The sequence below is a fragment of the Streptomyces sp. NBC_00328 genome (assembly GCF_036139655.1).
Classification (GTDB): domain Bacteria; phylum Actinomycetota; class Actinomycetes; order Streptomycetales; family Streptomycetaceae; genus Streptomyces.
The window spans coordinates 6,319,221-6,339,913 of the sequence record NZ_CP108013.1 but is presented as its reverse complement, the minus strand read 5'-3'; the positions used below and the strand labels follow the sequence as shown (position 1 = coordinate 6,339,913).

The 20,693-nt window shown below is 72.6% G+C and carries 22 protein-coding genes; 8 read left to right on the top strand and 14 right to left on the bottom strand.

Annotated features, from left to right (window positions below; genetic code table 11):
- Positions 1–39: 39 nt before the first annotated feature.
- Positions 40–1,173 (top strand): Mrp/NBP35 family ATP-binding protein, encoded by a 1,134-nt coding sequence (locus OG485_RS27920; RefSeq protein ID WP_328671258.1) that lies wholly within the window; start codon positions 40–42, stop codon positions 1,171–1,173.
- A 224-nt stretch (positions 1,174–1,397) separates the two neighbouring features.
- Here OG485_RS27920 and OG485_RS27915 read toward each other — a convergent pair whose 3' ends face one another.
- The 5 genes from OG485_RS27915 to sigE form a co-directional block, all read right to left on the bottom strand.
- Entirely contained in the window at positions 1,398–2,057 is a 660-nt protein-coding gene (locus OG485_RS27915) for a hypothetical protein (protein WP_328671257.1), read from the bottom strand.
- Positions 2,058–2,355: 298 nt separating this feature from the next.
- Positions 2,356–2,790, bottom strand: a complete 435-nt coding sequence (locus OG485_RS27910) for a sec-independent translocase (protein WP_328671256.1) — start codon at positions 2,788–2,790, stop codon at positions 2,356–2,358.
- A gap of 220 nt (positions 2,791–3,010) precedes the next feature.
- On the bottom strand, positions 3,011–4,663 hold the full coding sequence (locus OG485_RS27905; RefSeq protein WP_328671255.1) for a S1C family serine protease: 1,653 nt from the start codon (positions 4,661–4,663) through the stop codon (positions 3,011–3,013).
- Positions 4,664–4,802: 139 nt separating this feature from the next.
- Positions 4,803–5,744: an anti-sigma factor family protein gene (locus tag OG485_RS27900; protein WP_328671254.1), complete on the bottom strand. Its 942-nt coding sequence runs from the start codon at positions 5,742–5,744 to the stop codon at positions 4,803–4,805.
- Positions 5,741–6,439, bottom strand: a complete 699-nt coding sequence (gene sigE, locus OG485_RS27895; protein ID WP_326790809.1) for an RNA polymerase sigma factor SigE — start codon at positions 6,437–6,439, stop codon at positions 5,741–5,743. Before sigE ends, OG485_RS27900 begins: the two co-directional genes overlap by 4 nt.
- Positions 6,440–6,666: 227 nt before the next feature.
- Between sigE and OG485_RS27890 the strand changes: the two genes are divergently transcribed.
- On the top strand, positions 6,667–7,368 hold the full coding sequence (locus OG485_RS27890) for an O-methyltransferase (RefSeq protein WP_328458144.1): 702 nt from the start codon (positions 6,667–6,669) through the stop codon (positions 7,366–7,368).
- Between the two features lie 192 nt (positions 7,369–7,560).
- On the opposite strand, the gene OG485_RS27885 is transcribed toward OG485_RS27890, so the two are convergent.
- Positions 7,561–7,728 carry a DUF3117 domain-containing protein gene (locus tag OG485_RS27885; protein ID WP_003966491.1) on the bottom strand — a complete coding sequence of 56 codons (168 nt, stop codon included), beginning with the start codon at positions 7,726–7,728 and terminating at the stop codon, positions 7,561–7,563.
- 363 nt (positions 7,729–8,091) lie between these two features.
- On the opposite strand from OG485_RS27885, the gene OG485_RS27880 reads away from it, so the two are divergent.
- A complete protein-coding gene (locus OG485_RS27880; RefSeq protein WP_328671253.1) occupies positions 8,092–8,895 on the top strand; it encodes an enoyl-CoA hydratase/isomerase family protein in 804 nt (267 codons plus the stop codon).
- A 75-nt stretch (positions 8,896–8,970) separates the two neighbouring features.
- Here OG485_RS27880 and OG485_RS27875 read toward each other — a convergent pair whose 3' ends face one another.
- Together OG485_RS27875 and OG485_RS27870 are read right to left on the bottom strand one after the other, a co-directional pair.
- Positions 8,971–9,552, bottom strand: coding sequence for a DNA-3-methyladenine glycosylase I (locus OG485_RS27875; protein WP_328671252.1), 582 nt, complete (start codon positions 9,550–9,552; stop codon positions 8,971–8,973).
- Complete coding sequence (locus OG485_RS27870) at positions 9,549–9,899, bottom strand: DivIVA domain-containing protein (RefSeq protein ID WP_328671251.1); 351 nt, start codon at positions 9,897–9,899, stop codon at positions 9,549–9,551. Before OG485_RS27870 ends, OG485_RS27875 begins: the two co-directional genes overlap by 4 nt.
- 173 nt (positions 9,900–10,072) lie before the next feature.
- Here OG485_RS27870 and folP point away from each other — a divergent pair, with 173 nt between their 5' ends.
- Positions 10,073–10,933, top strand: coding sequence for a dihydropteroate synthase (gene folP, locus OG485_RS27865; protein ID WP_328671250.1), 861 nt, complete (start codon positions 10,073–10,075; stop codon positions 10,931–10,933).
- Positions 10,934–11,036: 103 nt separating this feature from the next.
- Here folP and OG485_RS27860 read toward each other — a convergent pair whose 3' ends face one another.
- Together OG485_RS27860 and dapE are read right to left on the bottom strand one after the other, a co-directional pair.
- Positions 11,037–11,798, bottom strand: coding sequence for a TIGR00730 family Rossman fold protein (locus tag OG485_RS27860; RefSeq protein WP_328671249.1), 762 nt, complete (start codon positions 11,796–11,798; stop codon positions 11,037–11,039).
- A 149-nt stretch (positions 11,799–11,947) separates the two neighbouring features.
- Positions 11,948–13,027, bottom strand: a complete 1,080-nt coding sequence (dapE, locus tag OG485_RS27855; protein WP_328671248.1) for a succinyl-diaminopimelate desuccinylase — start codon at positions 13,025–13,027, stop codon at positions 11,948–11,950.
- Between the two features lie 128 nt (positions 13,028–13,155).
- Here dapE and OG485_RS27850 point away from each other — a divergent pair, with 128 nt between their 5' ends.
- Positions 13,156–14,193, top strand: a complete 1,038-nt coding sequence (locus OG485_RS27850; protein ID WP_328671247.1) for a heavy metal transporter — start codon at positions 13,156–13,158, stop codon at positions 14,191–14,193.
- A 361-nt stretch (positions 14,194–14,554) separates the two neighbouring features.
- Positions 14,555–14,986, top strand: a complete 432-nt coding sequence (locus tag OG485_RS27845; RefSeq protein ID WP_328671246.1) for an ATP-binding protein — start codon at positions 14,555–14,557, stop codon at positions 14,984–14,986.
- 128 nt (positions 14,987–15,114) lie between these two features.
- Here OG485_RS27845 and OG485_RS27840 read toward each other — a convergent pair whose 3' ends face one another.
- Together OG485_RS27840 and fdxA are read right to left on the bottom strand one after the other, a co-directional pair.
- Complete coding sequence (locus OG485_RS27840; RefSeq protein WP_328671245.1) at positions 15,115–16,209, bottom strand: bifunctional succinyldiaminopimelate transaminase/glutamate-prephenate aminotransferase; 1,095 nt, start codon at positions 16,207–16,209, stop codon at positions 15,115–15,117.
- Between the two features lie 170 nt (positions 16,210–16,379).
- Positions 16,380–16,700 (bottom strand): ferredoxin, encoded by a 321-nt coding sequence (gene fdxA, locus OG485_RS27835; protein ID WP_030573070.1) that lies wholly within the window; start codon positions 16,698–16,700, stop codon positions 16,380–16,382.
- 141 nt (positions 16,701–16,841) lie between these two features.
- Between fdxA and OG485_RS27830 the strand changes: the two genes are divergently transcribed.
- Positions 16,842–17,966 carry a GNAT family N-acetyltransferase gene (locus tag OG485_RS27830; protein ID WP_328671244.1) on the top strand — a complete coding sequence of 375 codons (1,125 nt, stop codon included), beginning with the start codon at positions 16,842–16,844 and terminating at the stop codon, positions 17,964–17,966.
- Between the two features lie 17 nt (positions 17,967–17,983).
- Positions 17,984–18,835 (top strand): SirB1 family protein, encoded by an 852-nt coding sequence (locus OG485_RS27825; protein WP_328671243.1) that lies wholly within the window; start codon positions 17,984–17,986, stop codon positions 18,833–18,835.
- A 21-nt stretch (positions 18,836–18,856) separates the two neighbouring features.
- On the opposite strand, the gene OG485_RS27820 is transcribed toward OG485_RS27825, so the two are convergent.
- Both OG485_RS27820 and OG485_RS27815 read right to left on the bottom strand, forming a co-directional pair.
- Positions 18,857–19,471 (bottom strand): response regulator transcription factor, encoded by a 615-nt coding sequence (locus OG485_RS27820; protein WP_326785689.1) that lies wholly within the window; start codon positions 19,469–19,471, stop codon positions 18,857–18,859.
- Positions 19,468–20,688, bottom strand: coding sequence for a sensor histidine kinase (locus tag OG485_RS27815; protein WP_328674692.1), 1,221 nt, complete (start codon positions 20,686–20,688; stop codon positions 19,468–19,470). The genes OG485_RS27820 and OG485_RS27815 overlap by 4 nt, the downstream gene beginning before the upstream one ends.
- Between the last annotated feature and the right edge of the window lie 5 nt (positions 20,689–20,693).

The window sequence follows — 20,693 nt, the reverse complement described above, 5'->3', positions numbered from 1 at the left end:
CTTTCCGGGGCGCATGGGTCGCGCCGTACCATCGTCCCTATGGCTACGGAAGACGCGGTGCGTGAAGCACTGGCGACGGTGAACGACCCCGAGATCAACCGACCCATCACCGAACTGGGGATGGTCAAATCGGTGGAGATCGGCGCGGATGGCATGGTCGCGGTCGCGGTGTACCTCACGGTCTCCGGCTGCCCGATGCGCGACACGATCACCCAGCGGGTGACGGAGGCGGTCTCGCGGGTCGAGGGCGTCACCGGTGTCGACGTCGAACTCGACGTGATGAGCGACGAGCAGCGCCGTGAGCTGGCGACCGCGCTGAAGGGCGGCACCGCCGAGCGCGAGGTGCCCTTCGCCAAGCCCGGCTCGCTCACCCGTGTGTACGCGGTGGCCTCCGGCAAGGGCGGCGTCGGCAAGTCCTCGGTCACCGTGAACCTGGCGGCCGCGATGGCCGCCGACGGACTCAAGGTCGGCGTCGTGGACGCCGACATCTACGGCCACTCGGTGCCGCGCATGCTGGGCGCGGACGGCAAGCCGACCCAGGTCGAGAACATGATCATGCCGCCGTCCGCGCACGGCGTGAAGGTCATCTCCATCGGCATGTTCACCCCGGGCAACGCGCCGGTGGTCTGGCGCGGCCCGATGCTCCACCGCGCGCTCCAGCAGTTCCTGGCGGACGTGTACTGGGGCGACCTGGACGTCCTGCTCCTGGACCTCCCGCCGGGCACCGGCGACATCGCGATCTCCGTCGCCCAGCTCGTCCCGAACGCCGAGATCCTGGTCGTCACGACCCCGCAGCAGGCGGCGGCCGAGGTCGCCGAGCGGGCCGGCTCCATCGCCGTGCAGACCCACCAGAAGATCGTGGGCGTCGTCGAGAACATGTCGGGGCTGCCCTGCCCGCACTGCGACGAGATGGTCGACGTGTTCGGCACCGGTGGCGGCCAGTCGGTCGCCGACGGCCTGACCCGCACCACCGGAGCGACGGTCCCGGTCCTCGGCTCCATCCCGATCGACGTCCGCCTGCGCGAGGGCGGCGACGAGGGCAAGCCGGTCGTCCTGACCGACCCCGACTCCCCCGCCGGCGCGGCCCTGCGCGCCATCGCGGGCAAGCTGGGCGGCCGTCAGCGCGGCCTGTCGGGCATGTCGCTGGGCATCACCCCGCGCAACAAGTTCTAGGACCCGGACGCGTTCCGGGACCCGGGGTCTCCCGCGGGAGACCCCGGCGCCGCCGGTACGAAGGAGGGGGCGCCGTCCGTGCGGACGGCGCCCCCTTCCTCGTAGCGGCCGGGTAACCCGCCGACGCGGACAGCAGGCTGCCGGTGAGCGGCCGCCAGGGGCCCCTGTGGCGCTTGTGGGTGCCTGTCGTGGTCCCGGGGGACCTCGTGGCCGCTGCCAGGGCCTTAGCGGTCGTATGCGGCGATGTCCTTGATCATCGCGAAGCCGAGCCCGTACGCGCTCATCCCCCGGCCGTACGCGCCCACGTGGACGCCTTCCTGGGTGGAACCCGCGAGGACCCAGCCGAACTCGGACTCGCGGTAGTGGAAGGCCGTGGGAACGCCGTCCACGGGCAGGGACAGGGTGGACCAGTCCGCACCGTCCAGGTCGTCGGCCAGCACCCACGCGGTCTCGGTCTGCTGGTCCAGCCAGTCGTCGCGCAGGGTGTGGTCCATCTGGCCGGGCCAGGTGAAGGACAGCAGCCCCACACCGGCCAGCCACGCCGCCGAGGACACCGAGGTGGCCTCCAGCAGTCCCGTGCCGTCCGCGCTGCGCCGTACGGGGCTGGCGGCGACGGTGACCACCACCGCGAACCGCTCCTTGTCCTCGCCCGGCTCGGGGCGCACCGAGGGTTCGTCCCCGTGCCCGACCGAACCGTGCTCGACCGCGCCGTCCGCGGAGGTGCCCACCTGCATCAGCCAGCGCTGCCCCGTGAAGGCCTCGTCGAGGCCGTACCAGGGAAAGGGCGCCAGCAGGTAGCCGTCGACCGTACGCCGGGCGAAGGGGACCTGTTGTCCGCCCTCCGCGGCCGGCGCCTGCGCGCCTACCCGACTTGTCGTCTCCATCTGCCGGACGCCTCCTCGCTCTCGTCGGACCGGGCGGCCCACCCCCCTCGGGCGACCTTGTCGGTCCGCACAACAACTGGGCAGCATAGCCACCCCGCTCCGGGCAGAGGCTAAACCGCCCGGCGCGTAAGACGTACTAAGGGCGTATTCGGACCGCGCGGGGCCCGTCCACGGCCCGCGGGGCACCCGTTCGCGCGCCGGATCCACCCGCCGAGGGCCGGGCTCGGGGACCCGTGAGGGTCATGACTGCCGTACCCGGATCGGACGGCGCCGCCGGGATCGGACGGCGCCGTACGGATCAGGTGGCGTCGGCGTCGTAGGGCGGGTGCTCGTCGGCGTCGAGCTTCTCGCGCTTCTTCGTCATGTCGACGGAGCCGCCGGCGGACCCGCCCGCCGCGGAGGAGTCGGACTCACGGCTGTGCGCCGGGTCCGTGACCTCGGCCATCTCCTTCTTCAGGTCGAAGCCGTTGCGGATCTCCTTGAGCCCCAGCTCGTCATTGTCCAGCTGCTTGCGTATGAACGTCTTGGGGTTGAGGTCCTCGAACTCGAAGTCCTTGAATTCCGGGCCGAGTTCGTCGCGGATGTCCGCCTTGGCGCTCTCCGAGAACTCACGGATCTTGCGGATCGTGCGCGTGACGTCCTGAATCATCTTCGGGAGCTTTTCGGGACCGAAGACGAGCACGGCCAGGACGATCAGCGTCACCAGCTCAAGCGGTCCTACGTCGTTGAACACCTGATAGCTCCTCGCGATGCCCTCGGTCCACGGCCCTCGGGGGTCTTCCGCGGTCCGGGCCGCGTCCCACGGTACCCGGCGCCACCGTCCGTCCGGAACTGTCCCGGGGTTCCCGGCTTCGGGTACGGCGCGGGTTTTCCACGATGTTTGCCGTGCCGAGCTGCGACATCGTTCTCGACTGTGAGGTTCATGTCACTCGCGGCCCCCGGGGCCGCGGCCCTCAGCCGCCGTTCGCCGAACCGAGGACCAGGGTGATCGTCCGGTTCGTGCCGCCCCGCCTGACGGTCAGCCGGAGGCGGTCGCCGGGCCGGTGGGCGCGGGTCTTCACGATGAGTTCCTCACCGGAGTGGACACGCGTGCCGTCGACCTCGGTGATGACGTCGCCGGCCCTGATGCCCGCCTCGGCTCCGGGACCGCCGGGCGTGACGGGCGCACCGCCCCCGGCGGCCTTCATGCCCACCCGCGCTCCGTCACCCGAGTAGTTCATGTCGAGCGTGACACCGATCACGGGGTGGGTGGCCCTGCCGGTGTTGATGAGCTCTTCCGCGACGCGCTTGGCCTGGTTGACGGGGATCGCGAAGCCCAGCCCGATGGATCCGGCCTGACCGGTCCCCAGGTCGGAGCCGCTGTCGGCGGAACGGATGGCGCTGTTGATGCCGATGACACGGGCCCGGGAGTCGAGCAGCGGCCCGCCCGAGTTGCCGGGGTTGATCGGCGCGTCGGTCTGGAGGGCGTCCACGTACGAGACGTCGGTGCCGTCGCCCGCCTCGCCGCCCGCCGTGATGGGCCGGTCCTTGGCGCTGATGATCCCGGAGGTGACCGTGTTGGCGAGGTCGAAGGGCGCGCCGATGGCGACGACGGGGTCGCCGACCTGGACGCTGTCCGAGTTGCCCAGCGGCATGGGCGCGAGCCCGCGGACCCCGGAGACCTTGACCACGGCGAGGTCGTAGCCGCTGTCGTGTCCGACGACCCGGGCCTTCGCGGTCTGGCCGCCGCTGAACGTCACGGTTATCGTGCCGCTGCCGCCGGCGGGTTCGATCACGTGGTTGTTGGTGAGGATGTGTCCCTCGCCGTCGAGCACGAACCCGGTGCCGGTGCCGTCCTCCTCGCTCCCGTGCACATGCAGGGTGACGACGCTGGGCAGCGCGTGCGCCGCGATTCCGGCGACGCTGTCCGGGGCACGCCCCGGGGCCTCCTTGGCGGCCTGCGGCAGCTCGATGTCCGTCAGTCCCCCGTTCCGCTCCAGATAGGCCCCCACGACGCCGCCCACGCCCCCGGACGCCAGCGCGAGCGCGACGGCGGCGAGCACCAGGGCCTTCCTCGCCCTTCGGCGCCGCTCCGCCACGGTGGGCACGGCGACGCCGTTCTGCTGGAGGGGTCCGCCGGGTCCGCTCCGGGCGAGGTGGTCGGGGTGCCGCGGGGATCCGGGCGCGGCCCAGGGGTCGTAGTTCCGCCAGGGATCGGGTGAGTCGGACTCGACGGGACCGTCGGACCCGGCCGGGGCGGGAAGGACGGTGGCGGGGCCGGCGGGAGGCGGGGGCACGGGGGACATCGGGTTCGGAGGCCCTGAGGCTTCCGGTTCCGGTACGAGGGGCAGGGGCAGGGCGTCGTCGGGCGCGCCTCCCTGGGCCGGGACGGCGCCCGCGGGGGCCGTCCCGTCGGCCGGGGCGGCCGCCTCGGCCCGGGTGACGGCCGGGGTGGCCTGTGTCCGCTCCTGGGGCGTGCTCGGCCCGGCGCCGCTCGCGGCGTTCCGGGAGGCGGCGGGGTGGGGGGAATCCGGTTCCGTGAGGCCGGCCGGCGCGGTGTCCGCGCCCGCGTCCTCGGGCCGGGGTCGACTCCACCGGTTCGCCTTCGTGGGCCTGCCCTCGTTCATGCTCTCCCCACACCTGGCCCGCGGCGCAGCGCGCCGACGGCCACCACAGACTGGTCGACTCCGCGTCCGTGATCCCTCCCGCGGACGCGGCCCTCCCCGGATTCAACCAGGTTCCCGGGCCGCCGCGCAGAGTGCGGTGTCAGTGAGCCTGATGAGGGGTGGGGGACGGGGACGAGGTGGGGGACGGTGTCACGGCGGGGGCGGCGAGCAGGCCCGGAGCTTGGGTCGCCGCGGGCGGCTGGACCTCGGTGAGCGGACGTATGAGCGGGGACATCGCGGCGGCACCGGCGACCACCGGTGTCGTGAGCGTGTGCACGGCGTCCTGGCCGCGGCCGGCCGGAGCGGGAACTCCGGGCAGCAGCGGGGCGGACACCCCGGTCGGTGCCACCGGACCGTTGCCGAGCGACCGCTCGCCCTGGGTGAGCAGCGGACCGGCGGACCGGCGGCGCTGCGACTCGGGAGTCGAGGTCGCTCCCGCGCCCTGGGACCGGGACGGCGTCACATTGCTGCCGGCGCCGGCTCCTCCGCGCGCGTCCGTGTCACCGGGCAGACCGGTGGTCACCCCGCCGAGCGCGACGGCCGCGAGCGACACCGCGCCCGCGGCGACGAAGGCGAACCGCAGCCCGCGCGAGGCGGACCGCTCGGCCTCGTGACGGCTGACGTCATGGATACGGAAGCCGCGCCCCGGAGCGGGGGGCAGCACATCGGCGTGCGGTCCGGCCGGGACGTACCCGAAGGGTTCGCCCCGCATGCCGAAGACGCCGGGCAGTCCGTGACCCGTGGAGCCGCCGGGCAGTCCGCCGCCGAAGCCGCCTCCGTTCAGCCGCGGACTGTCGGAGTCGCCTCCCCCGGGGAGTCCCTGGAGGCGGGCGAGGAAGCTTTCGGAGGGCGGCGGCGGGGCCATCTCCGCGAAGACGTTCTTCAGTCGGCGCTGGGCGTCGGCCTCGGCCTTGCACTTCGCGCAGGTGGCGAGGTGGGCCAGGACGCGGTCGCGCGACTCATGACCGAGCTCTCCGTCCACCAGGGCGGAAAGTCGGTCCCCGAGGTGCTGCTCTGCAGGGGTGGGACGGGTTCCACTCACGCGGTCGCGCCTCCTCCCCCCAGCACGGGCACACGGGCCGCGAACGAGCGACGCTCGGCGCGGGCCTCGGGAGACCGGTGTGCCAGGGCCTTGCGCAGCTGGGAGCGGCCGCGGTGGATCCGGGAGCGGACCGTGCCGAGCTTGACGCCCAGGGTCGCGGCGATCTCCTCGTAGGACAGTCCCTCGATGTCGCAGAGGACGACGGCGGCGCGGAACTCGGGCGCGAGGGTGTCCAGCGCCTGCTGGACGTCGGCGTCGAAGTGCGCGTCGTTGAAGACCTGCTGCGGGGAGGGCTCGCGGCTGGGCAGCCGCTCGGCCGCGTCGTCGCCGAGGGCGTCGAAGCGGATGCGCTGCTTGCGCCGGACCATGTCGAGGAAGAGGTTCGTGGTGATGCGGTGGAGCCAGCCCTCGAAGGTGCCGGGCGTGTAGGTCGACAGCGAGCGGAAGACGCGGACGAAGACTTCCTGGGTGAGGTCCTCGGCGTCGTGCTGGTTGCCCGTGAGGCGATAGGCGAGACGGTAGACGCGACCGCTGTGCGTGCTGACGATCTCCTCCCAGGTGGGCGGAGTCCATGCCTGCGGCTCCGCGTCGGTGGTGAACGTCGCGGTCTGCGCCGGGGCAGCAACGGGGAGCTGGTCAGCGTTGTCGGTCACGGATTTCGGCTCACCCGTCGATCTGAGCAGGCGCCGCAGCACTCCTCCCCGATCCACAGGCGCAGCCGCACCTCCCCTGTCGGCTCTGGTGGTGTCCAGTGGAGCCCCTACCATAGCCACCTCGCCCGTTAGCTCCGGATAAGCGGTTTTACGGGAATTTGATACGGGCTCATATGGGTCCGCCGACGCCCGCCCGCGGACCCGCTCCGTGTACCGACTCATCGACTTCCCCCCGCTCGGTTCTCCCACCCTTCTAAACGCCCGGTCCCATCCGCAGGTTCCCGGCACCAACGGATACAGTCACGCCCAGGCAACCACGGGGACAGGAGAGGGTCATTACCGGCAACCGGCAGACGAGCTGGGCGGCGTTCGCCGACGCCTTTGTCGCCGAGGACGAGGCGCTGCGATGGGCGCGGGACCGGGCCCACGAGGCGGGCCTGCGCTCGGTGACGCCCGGCACGGGCGCCGCGCTGCGCCTGCTCGCCGCCACCGTGGACGCGAAGGCGGTCGCCGAGATAGGTACCGGCACCGGCGTCTCCGGAATTCATCTTCTGCACGGCATGCGGCCGGACGGGGTACTGACCACCGTGGATCCGGAGCCGGAGCGCCAGCAGTTCGCCCGCCAGGCCTTCCGTGCCGCCGGGTTCGCCAGCAACCGGGCGCGCTTCATCCCGGGCCGGGCGCTGGATGTGCTGCCCCGTCTCGCGGACGCCGGATACGACCTCGTTTTCTGCGACGGTGACCGGCTCGAGAGCCTCGACTACCTCGCTGAATCGTTGCGCCTGTTGCGTCCGGGCGGGCTCGTCGCCTTCGAGGGCGTCTTCGCGGACGGCCGCACCGTGGACTCGGGACCGCAGCCGGTCGAGGTGAGCCGGCTGCGCGAGCTGCTGCGCGCGGTGCGCGAGAGCCAGGAGCTGGTGCCGTCGCTGCTGCCGGTGGGCGACGGCCTGCTGTGCGCGGTCAAGCGCTGATTCCGCCGCCCGGCCCGTCGGCCGGTCCGCGGCCCGGTCCGCTGCCCGCAGGGTGCCTCCGACCTGGCCTTCCACCGTGCCCGATCCCTGCCGGCCGAGCGGCGCGGCGGTCCCGTACGCCCGGAAAAACAGCTTCCCCGGCACCATGTGCGGTGCCGGGGAAGCCGAAAGGGGTTTGGGTCGCGTTCCGCGTCAGCCGACGACCTTCTTGAGGGCGTCGCCGAGAGCGTCAGCCTCGTCAGGGGTCAGCTCGACGACAAGCCGACCGCCGCCTTCGAGCGGAACGCGCATGACGATGCCCCGCCCCTCCTTGGTCACCTCGAGCGGGCCATCGCCCGTCCGCGGCTTCATGGCCGCCATGCTCGTTCCCCTTCCTGAAACCAGCTCATCGTCGCCGACGGCCCCCTCCGAGGGCACGCACGTCCCCTCATAGGACACACGTCACCGGCATCGAACACATTGCTTCCAGGCCATTATCTCGCATCTCAGGACCTGATGACCAACATCAGTCGGCATCGCTTGCGCAACGCGCTTGAGCAAAACCACCCAATTCGGCGATGTGACTGCGATACTGCGCCGCCGCAACGACGTCCGCGGCACGGAATTCTTTGACGCAGGTCACATGGAGGCCCCGCGCCACCGCGGGTGACATCCGCCATGCTGTCATCGGAGACAGGTCGTACCGGCCGGTACGACGAGCCGCGACCCCGGAAGGGACCCACCATGGCCGACACCGTGCTCTACGAGGTGAGCGACGGACTCGCGACCATCACGCTGAACCGCCCCGAGGCGATGAACGCGATGAACGTCGAGACCAAGGTCGCCTTCCGGGACGCGGCCCAGGCCGCCGCCGCGGACGACGCCGTACGGGCCATCCTGCTGACCGCGGCCGGTGACCGGGCGTTCTGCGTCGGCCAGGACCTCAAGGAGCACATCGGGCTGCTGGCCGCCGACAGGGAGTCGGGGTCGGGCGGGACGATGAGCACCGTGCGCGAGCACTACAACCCCATCGTGCGGGCGCTGACCGGCGCCGCGAAGCCCGTGGTGGCCGGGGTCAACGGTGTCGCGGCCGGGGCCGGGTTCGGTTTCGCGCTCGCCGCCGACTACCGCGTCGTCGCCGACACGGCCGCCTTCAACACGTCCTTCGCCGGAGTCGCGCTGACCGCCGACTCGGGGATCTCCTGGACGCTGCCCCGGGTGATCGGCCCGAGCCGTGCCGCCGACCTGCTGCTCTTCCCGCGCAGCATCAGCGCCCAGGAGGCGTACGAGCTGGGCATCGCGAACCGGCTGGTTCCGGCCGGCAAGGTGCGCGCCGAGGCGGAGAAGGTGGCGCGGGCGCTGGCCGCCGGGCCGACGCTGGCGTACGCCGCCCTGAAGGAGTCCGTCGCCTTCGGGCTCACCCACTCGCTGGAGGAGACCCTGGAGAAGGAGGACGAACTCCAGGGGCGTGCCGGTGCCTCCGAGGACCACGCCATCGCGGTCCAGGCGTTCGTGAACAAGGAGAAGCCCAAGTACCTGGGGCGCTGACCGTCCGAAGGCGTCCGCCGCGGGCCGCGCGTGGTCCGCGGCGGGCATCTCCGCACCCCGGGAAGAGCGGCCCGGTCAGCAGTCGTCGCGCACCACGCAGTCCGCCAGGTGGTCGTTCACCAGGCCGCACGCCTGCATCAGGGCGTACGCCGTCGTCGGGCCCACGAAGCGGATGCCGCGCTTCTTGAGCGCCTTGGACAGAGCCGTCGACTCGTCGGTGACGGCCGGTACGTCGGAGAGCTTCTCCGGGGCCGGCCGCGAGGCGTGGTCGGGGGCGAAGGACCAGACGAGCTCGTCCAGCTCGCCCGGGGCCCATTCGGCCAGCACGCGCGCGTTGGCGACGGTCGCCCGGATCTTGGCGCCGTTGCGGATGATTCCCGGGTCGGCGAGCAGGCGCTCCTCGTCGGCCTCCGTGAACAGGGCGACCTTGGCGATCTCGAAGTCCGCGAAGGCCGCGCGGAAGCCGGAGCGGCGGCGCAGGATCGTGATCCAGGACAGCCCCGACTGGAACGCCTCCAGGCACAGCCGCTCGTAGAGGGCGTCGTCGCCGCGGACGGGCCGGCCCCACTCCTCGTCGTGATAGGCCACGTAGTCCTCGGTGGACAGCGCCCAGGGGCAGCGCAGCGCGCCGTCGGTTCCGGCCAGCGCCCCGCTCACCGCTCGTCCCCGGGGTGCTTGCGCAGCGAGGTGGTGCCGCTCGCCGCGCGGGCGCCGGCGAGCGCGGCCTCCAGGTCGGCGATCCGGGCGTCCCGCTCGCCGATCTCGGCGCCGAGACGGCCCAGCGCGTCGTCGACGTCCGCCATGCGGTAGCCGCGCACGGTGACGGCGAAACGCAGGGCGTCCACGTCACCCTTGTGCACCGGACGGTCGTACGGCAGCGGATCGCGCAGCCGCTCGGGCTCGGCGTCGGCAAGGGGCGCGCTCTCGCCGCCGCCCACCACGGACAGGGTCACCGCGGCGACCACGACGGCGAGGGCGACGACCAGGAACAAGAACATGAACATCGCTGAGGTCCCCACGCTCCGGGGCCGGCGCGGGTCGCGTCGGCGCGAAAGTACTGGTGCTGACGAAGGCAGTCTGACGCCAGAGGTGTCAGGCTCCGATCGTGCCATGCGAGTGTGACAGCTAAGGTCGCAGGCGGCTTATCGGTGCGACTTACTGGGAGAGGTCACAGGGGATGCTCAGGCTGGGCAGGCGCGAATTCGACGCGCACGAGCCGGTGATCATGGCGATCGTGAACCGGACCCCGGACTCCTTCTACGATCAGGGGGCCACCTTCCGCGACGAGCCCGCGCTCGCGCGCGTGGAGCAGGCGGTGTCCGAGGGCGCCGCCGTCATCGACATCGGCGGGGTCAAGGCCGGACCGGGCGAGGAGGTCACCGCCGAGGAGGAGGCGCGCCGGACGGTCGGCTTCGTCGCCGAGGTGCGCCGCCGCTTCCCTGACGTGGTCATCAGCGTCGACACCTGGCGGCACGAGGTCGGCGAGGCGGTCTGCGAGGCCGGCGCCGATCTGCTCAACGACGCCTGGGGCGGGGTCGATCCGCGCCTGGCAGAGGTGGCCGCCCGGTACGGGGTGGGGCTCGTGTGCACGCACGCCGGGGAGTCTGAGCCGCGCACGCGCCCGCACCGGATCGCCTACGACGACGTGATGGCCGACATCCTGCGGGTCACGCTGGGCCTCGCGGAGCGCGCCGTGGCTCTGGGGGTGCCCCGCGAGTCGGTGCTCATCGATCCGGGACACGACTTCGGGAAGAACACCCGGCACAGTCTGGAGGCGACACGGCGGCTCGGGGAGATGGTCTCCACCGGGTGGCCGGTTCTCGTCTCCCTCTCCAACAAGGACTTCGTGGGCGAGACGCTCGACAGGCCGGTCAAGGAGCGGGTCCTCGGAACGCTGGCGACGACCGCGGTCTCGGCGTGGCTGGGGGCGCAGGTGTACCGCGTCCACGAGGTCGCGGAGACCCGTCAGGTCCTGGACATGGTCGCGTCGATCGCCGGGCACCGGCCGCCGGCGGTGGCCCGGCGCGGGCTGGCGTAGCGGACGGACCGCGCGGGCGCACGGGAGGGGCCGACTCGGCAGCCCGTCCCGTGCCCCCGGCCCGTGGAGCCCTAGAGCCGTGGGAGAAGGCCTCTGAAGGCCTCTAGCGGGGGCCCGCCTCCTTCGACACCAGCGCCACCGCTTCGTCCACCTCGTCGGTCAGGTGGAACAGCATCAGATCCTTCTCCGACGCCTTGCCCTGGGCGATGAGGGTGTTCTTGAGCCAGTCGACGAGGCCGCCCCAGTACTGCGTGCCGAACAGCACGATGGGGAAGCGGGTGACCTTCTGGGTCTGGACCAGGGTGAGCGCCTCGAAGAGTTCGTCGAGGGTGCCGAGACCGCCGGGCAGGACCACGAATCCCTGCGCGTATTTGACGAACATCATCTTCCGGACGAAGAAGTACCGGAAGTTCAGGCCGATGTCGACGTACTGGTTCAGCCCCTGCTCGAAGGGGAGCTCGATACCGAGGCCGACGGAGATGCCCTTGGCCTCGCAGGCACCCTTGTTGGCGGCCTCCATGGCACCCGGTCCACCACCGGTGATCACCGCGAACCCGGCCTCGACCAGGCCCCGGCCGAGAGCGACGCCCGCCTCGTACTCGGGCGAGTCCGCCGATGTCCGGGCTGAGCCGAACACGCTGATCGCGGGCGGGAGTTCGGCCAGCGTGCCGAAGCCTTCGATGAACTCCGACTGGATGCGCAGGACCCGCCAGGGATCGGTGTGCACCCAGTCGGAGGGGCCGCCCGCGTCCAGCAGCCGCTGGTCCGTGGTGCTCGCCTGGACCTGATCCCGCCTGCGCAGCACCGGGCCGAGCCGCTGCTCCTCCGGTGGCCGCTTCTTGCCCCTCGGGTCGCCAGTAGCCATGTCCACTCCCTCCGCGTACGGATCTCCCCCGCTCCGGCCCGAGGCCGGTGCGGGGGAAGGTCGTTCCGCCCCAGAGTAGATCTCCGCTGGTTACGGCGGGGGGACGTCGGCATGTCCGCCATGAACCGCCGACGGGTACGCCCGACCGCTCAGGCGGTGAGCCAGTCGCGCAGTCGCCGCTCGCCCGCGAGGATCTTGGCTGTTTCCACCCGTTCGTCCCGCTTGTGCGCCAGGTGCGGATTGCCGGGGCCGTAGTTGACAGCGGGGATGCCGAGCGCGCTGAAGCGGGAGACGTCCGTCCAGCCGTACTTGGGCTGCGGGGTGCCCCCCACCGCCTCGATGAACGCGGCGGCGGCCGGGTGGGAGAGCCCGGGGAGGGCGGCACCGCTGTGGTCGTCGACGACGAACTCCTCCACACCGCAGTCGGCGAAGACCTCGCGGACGTGCTCGATCGCCTCCTCCTCGGTGCGGTCGGGCGCGTAGCGGAAGTTGACGGTGACGACGCACTCGTCGGGGATGACGTTGCCGGCGACCCCGCCGGAGATGTTCACCGCGTTCAGGCCCTCGCGGTACTCCAGGCCGTCGATCACCGGGTAGCGCGGCTCGTAGGCGGCCAGGACGGCCAGGATCGGGGAGGCCGCGTGGATCGCGTTCGAGCCCATCCAGCTCCGGGCCGAGTGGGCCCGTTCGCCCCTGGTCTTCAGCAGGACCCGCAGCGTGCCCTGGCAGCCGCCCTCGACCTGTCCGTCGGAGGGCTCCAGGAGGACCGCGAAGTCGCCCCGCAGCCACTCGGGGTGGGCCTCGGCCACATGCTTCAGCCCGTTCAGATCGGCCGCGACCTCCTCGTTGTCGTAGAAGACGAAGGTGAGGTCACGGTTGGGCTCGGGGACGGTGGCCGCGATACGGAGCTGGACGGCGACGCCCGACTTCATGTCACAGGTGCCGCAGCCCCACAGCACGCCGTTCTCGTCGAGGCGGGAGGGCACGTTGCCGGCGATCGGCACGGTGTCGATGTGACCGGCCAGGACGACCCGCTCGGCGCGGCCCAGGTCCGTGCGGGCCACGACGTTGTTGCCGTACCGGTCCACCTTCAGATGCGGCAGGGCGCGCAGGGCCCTCTCGACGGCGTCCGCGAGCGGCTTCTCGGTGCCGCTCTCCGAGCGGAAGTCGACGAGCGCCGCGGTGAGCTCGGCTGCGTCCAGGGTGAGGTCAAGCGGGGTGTCGGCCATGGCCTCGACCCTAGCGCGCCCCGCCGGGAGGCCCCGAAAGCAGCCGGATGCGGTCGTATCCCCCGGCCGCGCTCCCGTTGTCCACAGCCCCACGGTTCGCCCGCGGCGCTCTCCAGTACCTTGTACGCGTGTCTGAGCCGTCCCCCACTCCTGTCCGGCGCCGCGGTCGCCTCCTGCGTTTCGGAGGGGCCCTCGTGGTCCTGCTCGCGGTCGCGGGTTACCTCGGCGTGCAGTACCTCACGGGCGGCGTGGGCGCGCCCCGGTGCAAGGTCGTCTCCGGCAACGGTGACGGCGCGTCGTACGAGTTCACGCCCGAACAGGCGGTGAACGCGGCGACGATCTCGGCGATCGGCACCTCGCGCGGTATGCCCGAGCGGGCGGTGGCCATCGCTCTCGCGACGGCGCTCCAGGAATCGGGGCTGCGCAACATCCGGCACGGCGACCGGGACTCCCTCGGTCTGTTCCAGCAGCGCCCGTCGCAGGGCTGGGGCACCAGGAAACAGATCATGGACCCGACGTACGCGGCGGGCGTCTTCTACGAGCACCTGGCCAAGGTGCCCGGCTACTCGCGGCTGCCGCTCACCGTCGCCGCGCAGCGGGTGCAGCACAGCGGCTTTCCGCAGGCGTACGCGAAGCACGAGCCGGACGCCACGCTGCTCGCCGCCGCCCTGACCGGCCGCGCGGCGGCCACGCTGACCTGCCAGGGGCGCCCGGCCGCGACCCCGGCGGGCGGTCCGGCGCCGGTGCGTGCCGCGCTCGCCCGGGACTTCGGGCGCGATGTGCTCCAGGAGGCGGGCGCCACCGTGGACGCCGAGGGTTCCTCCGCTTCGTCGGCACCGGCCTCCTCGGCTTCACCGACTTCCCCGGCTTCCCCGGGCGCTACGGGCTCGACGGCCTCCCCCGCCGCCAAGGGGGTCACCGGCCGGACCGTGACCGTCCCCGTGCGCGAGGGGTCCGACGCCGGGTCGGGGACGCTCCGCCGCGGCTGGGAGCTGGCTCACTGGGCCGTGGCCAACTCCTCGGCCCTGCACATCGACCGGGTGTCGTACGCGGGACGCGAATGGACCGCGGGGACCTCGGAGGGGTCGTGGCACACGGCCGACGACAAGAGCGGTCCGGGGCCGGGGGAGGCCTCGGCGGAGGTCAGGATCGTCACCGGGCAGTAGTACGGGACCTCACCCCTGGGGAGGACCCCGTCCCGGCGGGCCGGTGATGTGCGCGCGCTTTCGGGCGCTCACTCCCCGTCGGTGAAATCCCATGGGAACAAGGGGCCCTGGGGGTTCCAGCGGTGCTGCGGCCGGGCATTGTTTGCCCGTTTTTATCCACAACCGATAATGCGACACATTGCCAACTCTTTACGTCGGGCCACCGCAACCTTCGCGGACTTCGAGCGGTAGTCACTGCGTCCGAGCCCGGAACGATCACCTCAGCCGATCGCCGTCCGGGAACGCGGTCCGCCGGCAGCCGGCCGGCCGACCGCCGGGCAGAGCAGGACGCTTCCCCGTTCTCTTCCGTCTAAGGAGCACCATGTCCCTCCCCCTGACCCGCCGGATCGCCCGTGTCGTGCTGCTCGTCGCGGCCGGAGCGGCGCCCGTGGTCGGCGCGGCCGGCTCCGCCTGCGCGGCGCCCGGCCTGCCGGCCGCACCCGGCCTCGGCGGGCTGACCGCCCTGGACGGCGCGAACGTCGGCCACACCCTCGACGGAGCGACGCAGAACGCCCCCGGGATCGCCGGCGCGTCCGGCGGCGCCACGGTCGCGAAGGCCCTGCCGTCCGCGGGCAAGGCCGCCCAGAAGGCCGCGCCCGCCGTGCAGAAGATGGCCGGGAGCACGGCCGGCCACGCCGGAGGCCTCGTCGGTGACACCGCGAAGACGGCCTCCGACGGCCTGCCCACGGACGCCGTGACCAAGGGCGGCGTACCGACCGGACAGCTTCCGCTGAAGGGCCTGCCGGTGGGCTAGGACCTGCCGCCGGGTCAGGGCCCGACGCCCGGCCACGGCCTGGCGTCGGGGTCGTGCCGTACGGCGACGGGGGTCCGGGGAAGCGAGTTCCCCGGACCCCCGTCGCCGTCGCCGTAGTCAGACAGGCCCTAGCGCAGGCGTTCCACCGCGGCCGCCACACGCTCGTCCGAGGCGGTGAGGGCCACGCGGACGAACTTCTCGCCCGCCTCGCCGTAGAAGTCGCCGGGGGCCACCAGGATGCCCAGGTCGGCCAGGTGCGCCACCGTGGACCAGCAGGACTCGTCCCGGGTGGCCCAGAGGTAGAGGCTCGCCTCGCTGTGCTCGATGCGGAATCCGTGGTCCAGGAGGGCTTCGCGCAGGGCGGTGCGGCGGGCCGCGTAGCGCTCGCGCTGTTCGTGGACGTGCGTGTCGTCCGCGAGCGCGGCGACCACGGCGGCCTGGGTGGGCGCGGAGGTCATCATGCCGCCGTGCTTGCGGATCGCGAGGAGTTCGCCGAGCACGGCGGGGTCGCCCGCGAGGAACGCGGCGCGGTAACCGGCCAGGTTCGAGCGCTTGGACAGCGAGTGGACCGAGACGATCCCCTCGTAGGAGCCGCCGCACACGTCGGGGTGCAGGACCGAGACCGGGTCGGCCTCCCAGCCCAGCTCGATGTAGCACTCGTCGGAGAAGACGAGGATGCCGTGCTCGCGGGCCCAGGCGACGATCCGGGTGAGCTCACCGGCGGACAGGACCTTGCCGGTCGGGTTCGACGGGGAGTTCAGCCACAGCAGCTTCAGGCCCGCCGGGTCCAGCTCCGTCGGGTCGTCGTAGACCACGTGCTCCGCCCGCGCGAGCCGCGCCCCGACCTCGTACGTCGGGTAGGCGAGGCGGGGGTACGCGACCTTGTCGCCGGGACCGAGACCGAGCTGGGTCGGCAGCCAGGCGACCAGTTCCTTGGAGCCGACGATCGGCAGGACGTGCCGGTGGGTGACGTCCCGCGCGCCGAGCCGTCGCTCCACCCAGCCCGTGAGCGCGTCCCGCAGCTCGGGCGTGCCCCACACCGTCGGATAGCCGGGCGAGTCCGCGGCCGCGACCAGAGCTTTCTGGATCAGCTCGGGCACCGGGTCGACCGGGGTGCCGACGGACAGGTCGACGATGCCGCCCGGGTGAGCGGCGGCGGTCGCCTTGTAGGGCTCCAGCTTGTCCCAGGGGAAGGTGGGAAGCCGGTCGGAGACTGCGGACACGGGATCAGGCTCACTTTCTCGTACGTACGGCCGGTACACGCGGGTACGGGACGCCGCGCGGACCGGCGGCGCAAACGCCTCGGCCCCGTACAGCGACCGGAACGATCAGGCCGTACGGGACCGAGGCGGCGCTCGTCCAGCTGCCGCCGGGAGGGCACCCGGCGGACCGCTTACTGGTTCTGCGGCGGCAGCGCTGCGATGAAGGCGTGGTCGCGTTCGATCAGACCGAGCTTGCTGGCGCCGCCGGGCGAGCCGAGCTCGTCGAAGAACTCGACGTTCGCCTTGTAGTAGTCCTTCCACTCCTCCGGAGTGTCGTCCTCGTAGAAGATCGCCTCGACCGGGCACACCGGCTCACAGGCTCCGCAGTCGACGCATTCGTCCGGGTGGATGTACAAGGACCGCGAGCCCTCGTAGATGCAGTCGACCGGGCACTCCTCGATGCACGCCTTGTCCTTGACGTCGACACAAGGCTGCGCGATGACGTAGGTCACGCTGTCGTTCCTCCTCGATAGGGCGCTGGCGGGCCTGTCGTAGGCTCCGCCGCCTGGCGCGCGGGAGCGCGGCGTAGTCGATGCCCGCCCCTAGTATCTCCGTTCTTGGGTCTGATCCGAACAGGAGGGGTGAACTGTCCTGTGGAATTCTCTGCCGCCGGCCGCCTGGAGGTCCGCGTCACCGCTGCTGACGTGGGCAAACGTGTCTCGGTTCGACGCCTGACCGACGCTGGAGACACGGTGGAGAAGTTCACCGATACGGTCGGTGTTCTCACATCATGGGACGACGGTGTGCTACTGATCACACGGCGGACCGGGGAACGTGTCCGGATCGCGGAGTCCTCCCTGGTCGCGGCCAAGGTCGTACCGTCCGCCCCGGCACGGCGGCGCGGCCCCGCGGCGTCCTACGAGGAGCTGGCGCGCGTCGCCGCGCGGGCCTGGCCGCCGGTGGAGAGCGAGCGGCTCGGCGGCTGGGAGCTGCGGGCGGCCGGCGGGTTCACCCGGCGCGCCAACTCCGTGCTGCCGCTGACCGACCCGGGCGTGCCGCTCGACCGGGCGCTCGCGTACGTACGGGACTGGTACGCCGCCCGTGACCTGCCCGCCTTCATCCAGACCGCCACCGGCGCCGAGGGCACCCAGGAGCTGCTCTGCGCGGAGCTGGAGGCGCGCGGCTGGACCCGTGAGGTGACCGCCGAGCTGTGGACCGGCCCGCTCGCGCCGGTCGCGGACCGGGAGGCACCCGGGGTGACGCTCTCCCGCGCGGCCGACGAGGCGTGGCTTCGCCGCTACCAGCGCAAGGGCGTCGCCGACGTGGCCCTGAAGGTGCTGGGCGGCGGCCCCTCGGTGTGGTTCGCGACGGTGCCCGGCGCGGGGGACGCGGCTCCGGCGGCGATCGGACGGTGCGTGGTGGACGGGCGCTGGGCCGGTTTCGCCGCCGTGGAGGTCGACCCGGACCAGCGTCGCCGCGGCCTGGCCACCGCCGTCATGGCCGCGCTGGCCGGCCGGGCCCTGGAGGAGGGTGCCTCGGCCGCCTGGCTCCAGGTGGAGGCGGACAACACCGGGGCGCGGGAGCTGTACGCCCGGATGGGCTTCGGCCCGCATCACGCGTACCACCACTACCGGTGGGCGTCCTCCCCCGTCAGGGACGCCGGGCCGGACACGGGCACGGCCCCCGCCGCCGCGGACTCCGCTCCGGCAGCGGGCGCCCCGGCGGACGGCGTGTCCGGCGACGCCGGTCCGGGTGCCGAGCCGTATCGATCGACGTGACCGGGCACGAGTGGGCTATGCGTTTCCCCCAGCCGCCCGAGCCCGGCCGGGCCGACGAGGTACGGCGGCGGTTCGCCGACGGGGCGCGGGCCGAGCGTCCCGATCCGGCCGAGCTGTGTCTGCTGGTGGGCGCCGCGGCCGACGGGACACTGGACGACGCCGGGATGGACGCGGCGCAGATCCTGCTGGACGAGCTGGCGGGCCGGCTGCCCTTCCGTCCGGGCGGCCCCCGGTCCTGGGCCACCGCCCTCGCCGAACTCCTCGGCGGGCGCCTGGGCTACCGGGGCTCACCGGGCGACTACCAGCGGCTGGAGTCCTCCCTGCTGCACGCGGTGCTGCGCCGGCGGCGCGGGCTGCCCATCCTGCTCTCGGTGGTGTGGATGGAGGTCGCGCGGCGGGCCGGGGCACCGGTCTACGGGGTCGCGCTGCCCGGTCACTTCGTGGTGGGCTTCGGACCGCCCGGGGAGCAGGTGCTCGCCGACCCCTTCGACGGCGGGCGCGTCCTGACCGGCTCCGACGCGCAGCTCCTCGTCGCGGGCGCGACCGGCGCCCCGCTCGACCCGTCGATGCTCGCCCCCGCCGACCCGCTCGACGTCGTCCTGCGCGTCCTGAACAACATCCGGGCCTGGGCCGCCGCCCGGCCCGAACGCTCCGACGTGGCCCTGTGGTCGGTGGAGCTCTCTCTGCTACTTCCCTCGCACCCGGCGCGGCTGCGCTACGAGCGGGCCCAACTCCTGGTACAGCGGGGAGACTTCCTGACCGGGGCCACCGAACTCGACGCCTACGCGGACGTGGTGGCGGCGGTCGACGAACCGGCCGCGTCCCGGGTCCGCCAACAGGCCCACGCGGCAAGGGCGATGCTCAACTGAGGCATCCGCGGACCGTACGGCTCACAGCCAGCCCTTCTCCCGTGCGATCCGTACCGCCTCCGCCCGGTTGCGTACCGCGAGTTTCTGGATCGCGGTCGAGAGGTAGTTGCGGACCGTGCCCTGGGAGAGGTGGAGGGCCTTGGCCAGTTCGGCGTTGGTGGAGCCGTCGGCGGCGGCGCGGAGGACCTCGCGCTCGCGGTCGGTCAGGGGGTTGGCGCCCTCGGCCAGCGCGGCCGCCGCCAGGGTGGGGTCGATGACGCGCTCGCCGGCCAGCACCTTGCGTACGGCCGCGGCGAGTTGGGCGGCCGGGGCGTCCTTGACCAGGAAGGCGTCGGCGCCGGACTCCATGGCGCTGCGCAGGTATCCGGGGCGGCCGAAGGTGGTGAGGACGATCAGCTTGACGCCCGGGAGCTCCTTGTGGACCTCGGCCGCCGCCTCTATGCCGGTCATGCCGGGCATCTCGATGTCGAGGAGCGCCACGTCCACGTCGTGGGCGCGGGCCGCCGCCAGGACCTCGTCGCCGCGGGCCACCTGGGCGACCACCTCGATGTCCGGCTCCAGTCCCAGCAGGGCGGCCAGCGCTTCGCGGACCATCGACTGGTCCTCGGCGAGCAGGACCTTGATCGTGCGGCTCATGCACCGGATCCTACGGGGTCCTCCGACGCGCCCACAGAGGCCCGGCCGCCCTCCAGGGGCGCCCGTGCCACCAGCCGGAATCCGTGCCGGACCCGGCCCGCCTCCAGCGATCCGCCCGCCTTCTCCAGGCGTTCGGTCAGCCCGGTCAGACCGTTGCCGGGGGCGGCGGAGGAGCCGCCCGAGCCGTCGTCCTCCACCGAGAGTTCGAGCACGGGACCGTCCAGGGTCTGGCGCCGGACGAGTTCCACGGTGCAGCGCCGGGCGCCGCTGTGCCGTACGACGTTGGTGACCGCCTCGCGCAGCGCCCAGGCCAGCGCGGACTCGGTCTCCTCGGGAACGCCGTCGAGGACGGGTTCGGCCGGGAGGTCGGCGACCACGTCTGCGGCGGTCAACGCGACCTGGGAGCCCGCGAGTTCCCCGGCCAGCCGGGGCCTTCGGTAGCCGGTGACCGCCTCGCGCACGTCGACCAGGGCCTGGCGGCTGACCTGTTCGATGTCGGCGACCTGCTGGGCCGCCTTGTCGGGGTGGTCGGGGAGCATGCGCCCGGCCAGCTCGCTCTTCAGCGTGATGAGCGACAGCGAGTGGCCGAGCAGGTCGTGCAGGTCCCGGGCCAGCCGCAGCCGCTCCTCGTTCGCGGCGAGCTGGGCGACGGTGGCCCGCGCCTTGCGCAGCTCGATCGTCGTACGGACCAACTGCCGTACGCCGGTCATCGCGAAGCCGATCAGCACGACGAGCAGGACCAGATTGCGCGCGTCCTCCTCGCCGCCGTGCAGGCCGACCAGGAGCATCACGACGGCGGTCAGCGGGATCGTCCAGTAGGAGACGCGCAGCGGGAACGTCGTCCCGCAGGCGACCGAGACGTACACGAACAGACCGAGCCAGGGCGCGCCGAGCGTCAGGCACAGGGCGACGGCCAGCACGCCGAGGGCGAGCACCATGAGGGTGACGGCCAGGGAGCCCGTGAACGCCTTGCCCATGTGCCGGAAGACCAGCATCAGGTAGACCGTGACGAAGGCCGCGAGACCCAGCCAGCCGGCCGCGGTGGCCGCGGGCGTGTGGTGGCCGGAGACGAGGTCGTGGACCGGCGAGCTGAGGAACACCAGCCAGATGACGATCCACACCGACTTGCGCAGGGCCTCGCGGAGGTTGCGCGGGGACTCCCCCATCCTCACGATCCGGTCCGTGCGGGCTCCGTCGGGCAGCGGGTCTTCCGTCATGGCGT